The 13468-nt window shown below is 36.3% G+C and carries 13 protein-coding genes and 2 pseudogenes; 3 read left to right on the top strand and 12 right to left on the bottom strand.

Going from position 1 to position 13468, the window contains the following annotated elements; genetic code table 11:
• Positions 1 to 33 precede the first annotated feature (33 nt).
• From CCK98_RS33400 to CCK98_RS33390, 3 genes are all read right to left on the bottom strand, one after another.
• On the bottom strand, positions 34 to 258 hold the full coding sequence (locus tag CCK98_RS33400; RefSeq protein ID WP_088090873.1) for a hypothetical protein: 225 nt from the start codon (positions 256 to 258) through the stop codon (positions 34 to 36).
• 188 nt (positions 259 to 446) lie between these two features.
• Positions 447 to 950 (bottom strand): hypothetical protein, encoded by a 504-nt coding sequence (locus tag CCK98_RS33395; RefSeq protein ID WP_088090872.1) that lies wholly within the window; start codon positions 948 to 950, stop codon positions 447 to 449.
• Positions 951 to 1093: 143 nt separating this feature from the next.
• Complete coding sequence (locus CCK98_RS33390) at positions 1094 to 1279, bottom strand: JAB domain-containing protein (RefSeq protein ID WP_088090871.1); 186 nt, start codon at positions 1277 to 1279, stop codon at positions 1094 to 1096.
• 215 nt (positions 1280 to 1494) lie between these two features.
• Here CCK98_RS33390 and bacA point away from each other — a divergent pair, with 215 nt between their 5' ends.
• Together bacA and CCK98_RS33380 are read left to right on the top strand one after the other, a co-directional pair.
• Positions 1495 to 2292, top strand: coding sequence for an undecaprenyl-diphosphate phosphatase (gene bacA / locus CCK98_RS33385; RefSeq protein WP_088090870.1), 798 nt, complete (start codon positions 1495 to 1497; stop codon positions 2290 to 2292).
• 190 nt (positions 2293 to 2482) lie between these two features.
• Positions 2483 to 3604 (top strand): AbrB family transcriptional regulator, encoded by a 1122-nt coding sequence (locus CCK98_RS33380; protein WP_088090869.1) that lies wholly within the window; start codon positions 2483 to 2485, stop codon positions 3602 to 3604.
• A 95-nt stretch (positions 3605 to 3699) separates the two neighbouring features.
• Here the strand turns inward: CCK98_RS33380 and CCK98_RS33375 are convergent, their stop codons facing one another.
• From CCK98_RS33375 to CCK98_RS33340, 8 genes and pseudogenes are all read right to left on the bottom strand, one after another.
• Positions 3700 to 4362 carry a phosphatase PAP2 family protein gene (locus tag CCK98_RS33375; protein WP_088090868.1) on the bottom strand — a complete coding sequence of 221 codons (663 nt, stop codon included), beginning with the start codon at positions 4360 to 4362 and terminating at the stop codon, positions 3700 to 3702.
• A 234-nt stretch (positions 4363 to 4596) separates the two neighbouring features.
• A pseudogene (locus tag CCK98_RS33370) lies at positions 4597 to 5350 on the bottom strand (hypothetical protein).
• A gap of 231 nt (positions 5351 to 5581) precedes the next feature.
• Entirely contained in the window at positions 5582 to 6190 is a 609-nt protein-coding gene (locus CCK98_RS33365; protein WP_088090867.1) for a DedA family protein, read from the bottom strand.
• Positions 6191 to 6266: 76 nt separating this feature from the next.
• Positions 6267 to 6953, bottom strand: coding sequence for a response regulator transcription factor (locus tag CCK98_RS33360; RefSeq protein ID WP_088090866.1), 687 nt, complete (start codon positions 6951 to 6953; stop codon positions 6267 to 6269).
• Positions 6931 to 8409: a cell wall metabolism sensor histidine kinase WalK gene (locus CCK98_RS33355; protein WP_088090865.1), complete on the bottom strand. Its 1479-nt coding sequence runs from the start codon at positions 8407 to 8409 to the stop codon at positions 6931 to 6933. The genes CCK98_RS33360 and CCK98_RS33355 overlap by 23 nt, the downstream gene beginning before the upstream one ends.
• 20 nt (positions 8410 to 8429) lie before the next feature.
• On the bottom strand, positions 8430 to 9164 hold the full coding sequence (locus CCK98_RS33350; RefSeq protein WP_088090864.1) for an ABC transporter permease: 735 nt from the start codon (positions 9162 to 9164) through the stop codon (positions 8430 to 8432).
• The gene (locus tag CCK98_RS33345) at positions 9145 to 9888 is read right to left on the bottom strand and encodes an ABC transporter ATP-binding protein (RefSeq protein ID WP_088090863.1); all 744 of its coding nucleotides are present in this window, start codon (positions 9886 to 9888) and stop codon (positions 9145 to 9147) included. The genes CCK98_RS33350 and CCK98_RS33345 overlap by 20 nt, the downstream gene beginning before the upstream one ends.
• Positions 9889 to 10074: 186 nt before the next feature.
• Entirely contained in the window at positions 10075 to 10971 is an 897-nt protein-coding gene (locus tag CCK98_RS33340; RefSeq protein WP_088090862.1) for a hypothetical protein, read from the bottom strand.
• 301 nt (positions 10972 to 11272) lie between these two features.
• Here CCK98_RS33340 and CCK98_RS33335 point away from each other — a divergent pair, with 301 nt between their 5' ends.
• Positions 11273 to 11698 (top strand): EamA family transporter, encoded by a 426-nt coding sequence (locus tag CCK98_RS33335; protein WP_088090861.1) that lies wholly within the window; start codon positions 11273 to 11275, stop codon positions 11696 to 11698.
• A gap of 179 nt (positions 11699 to 11877) precedes the next feature.
• On the opposite strand, the pseudogene CCK98_RS33330 reads toward CCK98_RS33335, so the two are convergent.
• A pseudogene (locus CCK98_RS33330) lies at positions 11878 to 13207 on the bottom strand (IS3 family transposase).
• Between the last annotated feature and the right edge of the window lie 261 nt (positions 13208 to 13468).

The following is a 13468-nucleotide window of genomic DNA, read 5'->3' as shown; positions in this document are numbered from 1 at the left end:
ATGCTTTCCTCTACACCTTCGAGGCTGAAACGATCAGCACTTACCAGCGAGTTTTTTTGACAAAGCCAATTTTTCTTCTTTTGGTATGCGTTCCTTTTCAGGTTTCAATACAACCTCATCCTCTTCCTCTATAACTGTAACAGCTGGTTCCATTTCAAAAACAACACCAGGTTTTCTATTAGAACGAAGAATTTTTCTTACTTCTTCAAAGTAGTTGCGAGTTATTTTGTAATTATTCCTTTTTTGTTGGAGTGGCATATTTCATCCCTCACATTTAGAATAGTTTATTCTATTATATCATTATTACCAATTTTTGAGAATTGTGTCATCCTCTTCTTTTCTCAATGGTTCTTTACACTTTTCATTCTCAACCGGAACGATTAGTTTACAAATTCCCAAAGAATATCAATTACATCAACCATATTATCCTTTAAACAGCTCCAACCTTAATCCCTTTTCAATCGTTCTTTCTCCTGTTCGCAAAACTCTTCGACTGTAGATTTACTCCAATAGGGGGTCCCTGCAAGTTCAACATCCGCTTTCGGTATTTTTCCTCGACTGTAATACACATTTAATTTTCGTTTATCATACTTCAAGCCATGTTCCGATAAGAAATCAGCAAACTGTTTTTGATTGAAATAATGATCCTTTGTTTCTCGAAGAATGGAAAAGGTAGGTTTTTGAATTAAAAACGTATCTTCTTGAAAGAACTGAGTCATTAATTGTAACGCGAATTCCAGCCATTCATTATCTAATTGGTGATACAATAATCCGATATTAAAACTTTCATTTTCGGGAGCTTCAAAAAACCAAGCTAATCGTAAGAACACAGCTTCAACTTCTGTTAATCCCTTCAATGCTTCTTCCACTAATAAAATGTTCTCATACGCCTTTAATTTCCCTTTAAATTTTGGGAACACTTCTATGATTCGTTGGGTTGAGCGTTTCATCTTATTCCCTCCCGTTGACTTAGTCAACATAATAATAAAACAAAAAGTTGACCAAATCAACATACTAACAGTCTTTAAATTGTTTTTTTATACCTCTTCATTGCGCAGCATGGATGAATCCGTCTTGTTGGGGCTCGATGCCCCTAAACAAGACGAACTACCACAAAAAAACGAAAATAATAAAGAGGAGGGTTAATCCAACCCTCCTCTTCGGATCTTACAATCCCTTCTGTTCTCATGCTGTAGTATTCCGTATCAGCATTCACAATTTGATGATCAAGGACCTCGATTTCTAGAATCTTACCTGCTTCCAATAATATTCTCGTCACTTCAAGATCTTCTACATATCAAATACAGTGGTGCTGCGATTTAATCCAAGGAATGTTAAACTTGTGTAATTTTTTTTGTTGGAACTTGAAATAAAAAAACTATTGATACTATACTTCCTTATACAGAGAAACGAATTTTTTGTATTCTCTTTAGAAAAGGAGCAGTATCTTCTTGAAAGCAAACCAAGAAACAAATGAAGGGAAGAAGGAAAAACATGAACGATCATATCATCGCCTTTATATTGGGAATCGTAGAGGGATTAACAGAATTTTTACCTGTATCATCTACAGGTCACTTGATTTTAGTGGGTAGTTTGTTAGGTTTTAAAGGGCAAAAGGCGAATACCTTTGAGGTAATTATACAACTTGGTTCTATGCTTGCTATTTTAGTGTTATATTGGAAAAGATACCTTTCTCTATTAAATTTCAGAACGATTCGAAAACCAGAAAAGAAATTAGATGCCATACATATTATATTAGGGGTAATACCTGCTGCATTTGCAGGGCTATTGTTACATGACTTTATTAAAACTCAACTTTTTTCACCCAAGGTTGTAGTTATCAGCCTTGTTGCGGGAGCAATTTTGATGATTTTTGCAGAAAAAAAACATGGAAATTTCACTTCTAACACTGTTGATGAATTGAGCTACAAACAAGCTTTAACCATTGGACTATTTCAATGTTTAGCTGTAATCCCTGGTTTTTCTCGTGCAGGATCCACAATATCAGGTGGATTACTAGCTGGAGCAAATCATAAAACGGCAGCCGAATTTTCCTTTTTAATTGCACTTCCTATTATGGTTGGTGCAACAGGTTTGGATTTTATTAAGAGTTTGCATTTTTTACATACAAGCGACATACCCTTGTTCGCTATCGGTTTTATCACTGCATTTGTTGTAGCAATGTTTGTAGCAGTCGTGTTCCTGAAATTAATAGAAAAAATCGGCCTAACAATTTTTGCCTATTACCGAATAGTGTTGGCCGCCCTATTCTATGTATTTGTAATTCTTTAGGAATGTTGATTGCTCTTAACCACATGAGGTAGGAATCCATTCGAATAGCAAACTCGGTGTACGAGGTAAGCCAGTCCCCAATATTTTTGGGGACTGGCTTTTTTTACTTTCATTTATTTTGACTAACATAACATTATTTTGGCAATATTAAACAATTAGTGAATACAACAAAAGGATGAGATAATCCATCATGCAAAAACTACAAACATTAAAACAAAACTTTCTCTTTATTCTGCTCAGTGCGCTGGGTGGCATTGCTCTATCTTATTCTGGTATTCCCATGGCTTGGATGTTGGGAAGTTTATTTCTAGCAAGCGTCCTATCCAGTTTGCGTTTGAAAGAGTTAAAATTCCAAAGTGTGAAAAATGGATTAAACCCAATTTGGCCCCAAATCGGCCAATTGATTTTAGGTATTCAATTAGGCCAAAACTTCAATTTATCAATAATGGATACAATGGAAGATTATTTCTTAATTATTATTATCATGCTAATTGCTTCCATTGCCATGGCAATACTCTCAGGGATCATGTTATGGCGGTTTAGTAGCGTAAATATGATGACCAGTCTTTTTGGTACGACCCCGGGCGGCATTTCCGCTATGCCAACAATTGCTGATGAAGTTGGTGCCAATGCCTTTATCGTGAGTATTATTCAAACAATACGGGTGTTACTTGTCGTAAGTTTCATACCCCTTTTATCTGGAGTAATTAATTCCCCCTCTGTCATGATTGCCATAAAAAGTACCCAAGATCCTCTTTCTTCTAATGCCTTGATTTATACAGGAATTCTAATTATAGGAGCATGCGTTGGTGCTAAGGTAGGAAAAAGAATTAAAATGCCTGCCCCCTGGCTTGTCGGTAGCATGCTTGGTTCAGGAATTGTTCATTTAATTTGCCCTCTTTTTATTGGTGACCTTGTTGGCTCCTCTTACTGGCCACAAGAAATCATTATCTGCGCCCAAGTTCTAATTGGCACTAATATTGGTTCGCGTGTGAATTTTGCTATGTTCAAAGGATTAGGACAAACAATTATTGTTAGTCTGATTACTTCTCTTTGCCTAATTGTTTCTATGTTGCTTTTCTCTTTTCTAATATCTGAAATGACACATATTTCTCTTGTAACCTGCATGCTTGCCTTTGCTCCAGGAGGGGTAGCTGAGATGGCAACAACGGCTATTGCCCTCCATGCCAACACTACTTTTGTTGTTACCGTTCAATCATTTAGATTAATTAGCATTATTACCATATTGCCTCCTATTTTTCGATTCTTAAATAATCGTACAAATATCAAATTGTTCAACGGTTCAAATTGAGATAGCTCCTTTAGTTTTAATTAAAAAAAAAGGCCAAAACCATTTTACAGAGGTTTTCGCCTTTTTATTTTACAAGTTCAAATATATATTTACCATTATTGTTCTTGTTTGTATTTCTTATTATAACTTTTTTCTTTATAAAATTGGAAAAACCAAATGGCAACCGTTAACCAGAATCCGCTCGCTAAATATTCTGCAATTATATCACTAGGATAATGTACACCTAAATAAATACGACTTATTCCAATTGCTAAAATCATGATGACACTAAAGAAAATCAACAGACTTCTTCCCCACTTTTTGTCAATGTGTCGCCAAAGTAAGAACGAAATTATGACGTAAACTGTAAAGGCATTCATTGCGTGTCCACTTGGGTAACTGTACCCTCCAATATCGATTAGTCGATGGAAATTTGGACGAACACGGTGAAAAATCTGTTTCAAAATTTGGTTTAAAACTGCTGAGCCGATAATCGCAGAAATGAACAATATTAATTCTAATCGATGATGTAATACTTTATAGAGGAAAAACATTAGCAAAAGACTAAGAATGATCACAACTAGCGAAGAACCAATAAAGGTGAAAAATTTCATCACTTTGGTTAAAAATGGAGATTCAAGTCCTTGAATAACTGCTATTACATCGCTATCAAAATCGATAATTTTATGGTCACTTATTAACAATGTTACAAAACTGAACCCGAGGACGCAGACTAAACTTATGGTGAAAGCGATAAATAAATGAAATTTCAGATTCATTTCACGAACCTTTCCTAATTATATTTTCTTTTCCTATAAAAACTTATCATAAAGTACCTAGGTAAAACAAAAAAATACTTAGAGCTAATCGTTTATGGTGATGTATCCCTTACAATGAAAGCCACAAAAAGAGGCCAGACCTCTTAATCAAACATGTACAGTAATAGTTCTGATTAACTGTATATTTTGATTGAGCAAAGGGTCTGACCCTATTTTATAACGCGTATCCAGGTTCTACACCTCAACTGTTGTGCTTGGGGAGTCTATTGTTGTCTTGGTTAGGTAGATAACCAAGACAAAAATTGTTATGAGGAAAATTGCGCTGGTTCCCACCGTCCCCAGACCGAGACCACCGTTATTTCGAGGCTGTGACAGGAAGTCGCCAAGAGAGGCGCCGAATGGACGGGTCAAGATATATGCAATCCAGAAGGACAGCACTGTATTCAGCTTGAATTGGTAGTGCGCAAGGGCCACCAATCCAATCACTATAGCAAACATTAGCGCTGACTTCCAGTAACCCATGTTAAGACCCTCTGCAATAAGATCACCGGCAGCAGTGCCCAAGGCGAAGGTGAACAGGATGGCCAACCAGTAGAAGGACTCCCGCTTGGTTGTATAAATCGAGTGAATGGATAAGGTCTTTTCACTCGCGTACCAAGCCGCAAAGGTCGCCAGCATGGCAAGGGTGAAGATGATGGTGGTTGTTTCTAAAGCTACCCCGAAATTGTCCACTAGGTTATCAGTGACTAGCGTGCCGACAACACTGATCAGCACGACCGCGAGTCAGTAGATCCTTGGCACGTACTTCCTCAACCTAAACTGGGAGAACAGCGTGATGAGTAAGAGGCCAGCCATGACATAGGTGGTGTTGGTCAAATCCCAAGTTCAAGTTATCCTTCAGAAAATCTGCTGCCGTCTCGCCCACCGTGGTTGCCAAAATTTTGATGATCCAGAAGAAGATTGTGACTTCTGGAACCTTGTTCAACATCTGCCGGACTTTGGATAGGCTTTGCCCATTATTATTTTGTTTATTCCCTGAATATCCTATTTATGAATTCTCCTTATTTTCCTTTTTATTTTGATTCAGTGTACAATAAGGTGGTATCCTTTTCTGGAAACACAATTCGCTTTTGCCCAAAATTCGTTTTCTGCCATAGATTACTTTTAGCTCTTTCATAAAACTCTATTAAAAAGATGATATCCCTAAAATATTCCCTTATTATTTACTTCTAATAACTTCATTCTTCTTATTTTTCCATTTAAAAAATAGATAACCGAGAGTAACAACAACAGCGATAATAATTGCTGGTGTTAAAAATGGTTTTGCTGCCTGGTTAATAAGTTCCCATTTCGTACCTAAAGTCATTCCTAAATAAAGAAATAGGATGGACCAAGGAATAATGGCAAGAATCGTATAGGTGGTAAATTTCACAAAGGACATCTTTGCGATACCAGCAGGAATGGAAATGGCATGCCTTACAACAGGAATGAACCGTGCGGTAAAAATAACACCTGTACCGTACTTCCTAAACCATTGCTCTGCAACATCAACATGATGCGGGCGAATTAATATATATTTTCCGTATTTATTCAAAAATGGTCTGCCCCCGTAACGACCTAACCAATACAAAAACCATTGGGCAATAATTCCACCAATAGTACCTGCAATCACTGCTCCTGGGAACGAAATATCCCCTATCGAAATCAAGTAGCCTCCATATGCTAATACAATTTCACTTGGGATTACTTCGACCATTAAGCCAAGGGCAATCCCTAAATACCCCAAGCTTGAAAGGATATCAAATACGGACTGAACAAAATGTGACATATAATCCCTGCCTTAGAAAATATTTGTTAAACCATTGATGAATTTCTTTTTAATTAATTTTAATCTACATTTCCAATCATTCTTTGAATCGGTACCCGGCGCCCCAAACAGTTTCAATATATTGAGGATTTGAAGGATCGACTTCCATTTTCTCACGAATTTTTCGGATGTGAACGGTGACGGTCGAGATGTCACCTAATGAATCAAAGCCCCATAGACGTTCAAATAACTCTTCTTTTTTAAAGACATGATTAGGATGGAGCGACAAAAAAGTTAATAAATCAAACTCCTTTGCCGTAAAAATCACTTCGTGATTATTGACAAATACCCTTCTCGAAGCCTTATCAATTCGAAGACCGCGAATCACAATTCCATCATTTTGAACTTCTTTGCCAATTAACCGATCATAACGGGCAAGATGGGCCTTAACTCTGGCAACTAACTCACTTGGGCTAAAGGGCTTTACAATATAATCATCTGCACCCAAGCCGAGCCCACGGATTTTGTCAATATCCTCTTTCTTGGCTGAAACCATCAGAACTGGAATATCCTTTTCGATCCGAATCGCTTTGCAAATTTGAAAACCATTCATACCTGGCAGCATTAAATCAAGTAAGACTAATTCAGTTTCTTCATCTAAAGCTTTAGTTAGACCATCGTCCCCTGTTAAGGCAATTTCTACTGAAAATCCTTCTATTTCTAAATAATCACGTTCTAATTCTGCAATACTCTTATCATCTTCAATAATTAGAATCTTCTTCACTATGATCACCTATTTTTTTCAATTTAATGAATATCGTTGTTCCTTGCCCTTTTAAGCTTTCTGCCCAAATGGCTCCATGGTGTTCTTCGATGATTCTTTTTGCAATCGAGAGACCAAGACCACTTCCACCTTTTTCTGTTCCTCTTGCTAAATCAGCACGATAAAACCGTTCAAAGATTAATGGAAGATTTTTTTCTTCAATTCCAGGTCCGTTATCGTTCATACTGAAAAGAATTTGTGAGTCAACTGTTGAAAGATGAAAGCTGAGAATCTTGTGATCTTTATCAATATATTTCAAGGAATTATCAACAATATTAGTAATCACTCGTTTCAGATGCTCACGGTCAACCATGACAAGATAATTCCCGTCTTTTTCAATATCCAGATGAATTTTTACCATCTTTTTCTCTAAATCAAACCGCATTTCATCAACAAAGTCCACTAAATAATCATCAAAAGTAATCCTCTCAAAATTAAATGGAAGCCGCTGTAAGTCTAATTTAGAATATAAGAACAGTTCATCAATCATGTGATCTAGATCAATTGATTTCGCATAAATAGTCTGAACATACCGTTCCATTCTTTCTGGACTATTTGCTACCCCGTCCCGTATTCCTTCGACATAGCCTTTTATTGTGGTGATGGGTGTTTTAAGATCATGTGAAATATTTGCTATTAATTCTTTACGATTCTCTTCATAAGCTAGTTGCCTTTCGATTGATTCCTTCAAGCGTATCCGCATTTCCTCAAACCCTTGTGCAAGCTGTCCCAATTCATCCTTTGAATGGACCTCGATCGGATTATTGAGATCGCCTTCTTTCATTTGTTTTGCCGCCTTCTGTAACTCTCTAATCGGACGGATGATACTCCTAGAAACATAAAAAGTTAACAAACCGTTGGTTACAATTAAAATCATGATTAATCCGAAAAATATGATGGGAAATGATGAACGAACAAACTTTGCGATACTGTTGGCATCCGATATGAGAAATAACGAGCCCTCAGAATTGTCTGGAAAGAAAAAGTCCAATTTTTTAATCGTTACAAATTGATGATCAAACTCTTCGACAGGATCCACATCACCATTAATTCCAAAAGAAGGAAGATCATCTTTTTCCAAACCCTTTATAGTGGGCGATCGGTAAATGATTTTATTCTCTTTTCTAACCAGTAACGCTGTTCCATCAAATTTTGATAATTGATTGTTAATCTTTTCTAAATAAGTATTATTCATGAAATGGCCTGAATTTTTTAAAGATTCCCTGTGTAAATCAATAAATAACTGATCTTTTTCAGATAGCCGATGTTGGTGCTCAGGTGGAAGATAGATGTTTTTTAGCTCTTTAATATCTCCCCGAAATAGCAAGGCCACTAGTAAAGTGGATAAAACCACAAATATTATAGGAACAAGGACCATTGCTAGATAAGATAATAAGAGTCTAAACCGAATTGACATCTAATCCACTGCTTTCTATATTAAAATTCTTTCTGATTGAACTTATAAAATCCAAGTGTAAAGAACATGGCACACCATGATAGTAAGTAGATGCTCCTCCCCATGCTCACCAAATTAAACCCACTATTCATCCATCTTTGATACCAGTTATTATCATATGCCGGCAGCCATTGAGCAACGGTTGGAAAGAGATAAGTTAAAACAACCATTACTAAATAAAGAAGAATAGAGAATGTTAAAGCCTTACTACTTGAGCCGAACCATTGATTAAGGAAAACGAACAAAACTCCAATTGCCATTAAAGGGAACCAGGACAAGATAAAAGCAGCTATCCCAAGCATCAGACCTTGAATTGTAAAGTTTTCTAACCATATCGCTCCAGTGATAAGGGATGTAATACAGATAATCATCAATAGGACGAATAAATAAATGCCTGTGCAAAGAATTTTCGAGCCGAAAATAGTGAATCTTGAGATTGGACGAACTAGAAGAAAAGAAAGATTTTTTTGCTCTTGTTCTCCTGCGAACATATCACTTATACCTAAAGCGAGCAATAACGGCAAATAAAATGTCAACGCTAAGCTTAAAATCGCGAGAGGAAAACTCTCCCCATCAAACGCAGTGAAGCCGAACCTGTTTTGTAGCATTTGAACTAAAGGACCAGTTAGTAACGGAATTAATGCAGTCAAGCCAAGGAGTACAATAGTTGACCTTTTACGAATTAATTTTATCAATTCATTTCTTAAGTTCTGCAAAGTTCTTCACTTCCTTCCCGCTTCGAATACAGTCTATATAATAAGATTCGAATGATTGATTTTCAGCTAATTCATTTCTTGTTATTTCTCCAATGATTTTGCCTTTTGAAAGAATGGCGATTCGATCACATAATCGCTCTACCTCATCTATCAAATGAGTAGATAGTATAAATGTAACACCCTCCTCCTTCGCCAAGCGACTAATGAGCTGCTGAAAGTCAAGCTTCCCTTCAATATCAAGGCCGTTTGTTGGCTCATCTAAAATAACAAAAGAAGGTTTTGATAGGAGTGCAGCAGCCAAATAAAGTCTCTGCTTCATTCCTGTTGAGAAGGATTTTACTTTTTCTTGCTTATGAGCTTCCATTCCAACCCAACGAAGCACTTCGTCCACTCTTGTTTTTTCTAGATCAGGATACAATCGTGCGGCAAGTAGAAGGTTCTCATATGCTGTTAAATAATCAAACGCTTCAACTCCACTTATTAGTGTTCCAACAGATTTCATGGCTAGTTCAAATTTTTCCATGACATTATATCCGTTGATAAGGATCGTTCCTTTGTCTGGACGGCATAATGACACAATACATTTCATTAACGTAGTTTTTCCAGCCCCATTAGGACCTAATAAGCCAAAAATCTCACCTTGGTTAACAGAGAAGCTAACATTATCAACACCACGACCATTTTTAAATTGCTTTGTTACGTTTTGTAGATTGACAACATGCACATTTTTCACTCCTCTACGCCAAAAATATTAATCTTGATTCGTTCTGATAAGTATTATTTCATTTTTTAGAACTAAAGACAGCTAGAAAACCTGCCTTTAGTTCTTCATTAAGTATTAAATAGCATCTTTCTTGAACCATGTGTTATATGCAACTAGCATTTTGGGGATCATATGAGCCTTACCTTATTAATCTTCATTACCCTCATGAACATCTTTAACATTTACAACCGCTTTACCATTTAAATCAAGGTTCGTAACTTCTGAATTATTCAATTTATCTAGTGAGCTTGTGAGATTAAGAACTAAATCATGGTGCACTCCATTTACATCATCACCAGCAACAGAAATAATCGCTTCCTGACCTACTAAATATTGATCATTATCCACTTGTCCTTTAAGAGATACACTTGAAACAGAAATGTTATTTTTTAATAGTGGAAGTTGTGGTTTCAAGTCAGAAAACTGAAGTGAACCAAATTCTTGTTTATCCATGTGTTCCTTTTGCTGATCAATATTTTTTAAGAAGAAGGAAACTACCGCTTGACCGACTGCTGGTATTTGATTTTTACTTAGGTCTAACTGTAGCTCTGTTTTTCCATTTCCTAAGTCATTAGTGGTAATACTATTTTGATAATTTTTTGTTAGCGCATCGAATATTGCCTCCACGTCTTTTTGCATAGCTGGAGAAAGCTCATCATTTTGTTCTTCATCCTTGGATTCAGATTTACTTTCTTTCTCCTGCTTTACATAATAGTTGTCATCCTTGCTGCTTTTGACAACACTCTGATGGTCTTTGGAGTAAAAATCGACGTTTGTAGATCCTCCTCCATTATTAATACTAATTGTACTTCTACTTGCGTCATCCTTTAAATTTACAAGGTTTAGAGAATCGGCTGTGTAAACCTCTTTTCCGTTATCCTCCAAAGAAGCTTGAACATGTGCTGTAAAACTAGAAACTTTGTGTGTTTTCTTAACTGCTGTTTTAAAAAGATCATAACCTGATGATTCAGCAGACGCAGATAACACACCTCCTGCCATTAGCAGCCCGCTTATACCAACGGCTGCAAGAACTTTCTTTTTCATGCTTTTCACCTTCCATTACATATTTGTATTACAGGTTAAGAATAGTCCTTAAGCCTAAAAATTCTATTAATGAATTCTTAAATATTTATTAAATTTAGCTATAACGATATTTATATTTTTAATAAATATAAATAAATTAACAAAAATATCTATGTTACTTGATTGATTTTTTGAGGGAAAAGACATTTTTTTTTTCTATTTGATTCAAATAGCTATCGAAATAAAAAAATCCATAGTAAAGGAATTATAGTTTTTATAGTCGAAACAGTAGAGTGATAGAAAAGGAAGGATATGATCGGATATGTCGTGGCTTGTATTTGCCATACTATCAGCTATATCAGCTGCATTGGTGTCCATATTTGGAAAATTAGGTCTACAAAATATTGATGCCAACACTGCGACGGCCATTAGAGCAATCATTATGGCAATCTTTTTAATGGGAGTGGTCATTTTCGAGGGGAATTTAGGTAAAATACCGGTGATTATCGGGGAAAAGAGAACCTTACTATTCATTGTTTTGAGTGGCGTCGCAGGTGCAACGTCTTGGTTGTTTTATTTTATGGCCTTAAAAGTAGGAAAAGTGTCTCAAGTAGCACCAGTTGATAAGTTGAGCGTTGTCCTTGCTACACTATTAGCCATTCTCTTTTTCGGGGAAAAGCTCAGTTTGGTAAATGGAATTGGAGTAGCACTTATTGCTTTCGGCGTAATCATGACCGCATGGCATTAGTTTGTCAACTTAGTACTAAAAGGAGGGCTTATTCATTTATTACAAAAATGGCTGCCACTTTTTATCGAGGGCACTGAAAAACTTACGTTTTTTAATGACTTTCAAAAAAAAGAGGACGTTAAATTCATATTTGAACTGTGACCCATAAAATGGACAGTCAAAAAAAAAGACCATGACGTTTATGCAGCTAATAAATGACTTCGGTATTGTGCCGGAGTCATTTTATTTAGGCTCCACTGATAACGGTTATTGTTATATTCCTCAATATAGTTACCTACCAACTCTTGTAATTCTTCAAAGCTTTCGCATGAAGAATAGTCAACTTCATCCTTAAAATGCCCAAAGAATGATTCCATTGGGGCATTATCCCAACAATTTCCCTTACGGGACATCGACTGAATAAGTTCCATCTTTTTCACTCTTTTTTGAAACTCTGGGTGCGTGTAATGGAACCCCTGGTCTGAGGTATCAATGCTTCTGGATGGACGTGACCATTAAGTGCGACAGAGAGCTTATCCAATGTTGTATACACCAGATCCATTTTTAAGGTTTTGGACAAATGGTAAGCCACAATTTCCCTAGTAGAAGTATCTTTTACACATGACAAATAGGAAGGTTGTGAAGATCCGTAAAACACATACGTAATATCAGTTAATAGTACTTTCCCAGGTTCTTCTTGGTTAAATTCCCTATTTAATAGGTTAGGCAGGGTTTTATGTTCTTGAGTATCTTTGGCCATTTGTTTATAAGGATTCATCTGGCGGAGTTTCGCTACTAAATTATACTTTCTCATAATGCGACGAATCTTTTTATGGTTCATCTCTACAAAATAATCATTCTCTAAAATCATCTTAATTGTTAAAGCCCCAGCGAAACCCTTTTTCTTATCAAATATTTCCTTAATTAACTCATAATCCTTCCAATCATTTTCTTCTCGCTCAGACCGCTTGCTTTCAGCCTTTAACCAAGCATAATATCCACTTCGACCAACTTCTGCTTTCTCGCAGAGGAATTTCACCATATGGCTAAGACTAAACTTACGAATAGTTTGTTCGATAAGCATATACTTTTCTGAGGTCGTTACTTTTTCTTCTTCTTCGCCTGCCTTTCGAGTTCGTCTAGCTTTTTTAAGAATTCAAGCTCTGCTTCTAAGTATTTAATACGTGCTTCAGCTTTTTTTAGGCTATCCTCCACCGAAAGGGGCATGGAAGACGGTCTCCCTGTACTTCCTTTTCCTCGTCGTTCTGTGAAGAAACCATCCTCACCAAACTGCTCATAAGTTTTCCTCCAGCGATCTAAACATTTCCTTGGTTTATCTGCCCCGATTATTTCTAAGTCAAATCCCTTTTCAATAAAGATTTGAGCAGGACCTTTACCATTTGAATACTCCTTAACCGCTTTCACCTTAAACTCCGGCTTATAGGAAATAGATTGATCAGATACATGTTGTACATTAGGGTTCTGTTCAAGTAATTTCATTTGAATTTCATTGAAAATAATTTTACTCATTTTTTGTCCTCCGCTCATATCATTGAAATGATTATAAACGGGTTTTTGTGAAATGGACACAGAAAAACCCGAATAACGGACTTTTTTAATAGTGTCCATTATTCGGGTTATAGTTCAATTTGAATTTAACGTCCTCTTTTTTATTGGATCTTTGGTGCCATGGACTTTATTTTAATCCATTAATTTCATTATTCGTTTTAGATTGCGGAAAATATCGCCATCGCTCCTTGCATTTGCATGCCAATTAGACCCGAGGAAGAT

Source organism: Bacillus sp. OV166 (genome assembly GCF_900177675.1).
Taxonomy (GTDB): domain Bacteria; phylum Bacillota; class Bacilli; order Bacillales; family Cytobacillaceae; genus Neobacillus.
Note: the sequence above shows the minus strand (reverse complement) of the source record. Positions and strands in the feature narration are given on the sequence as shown.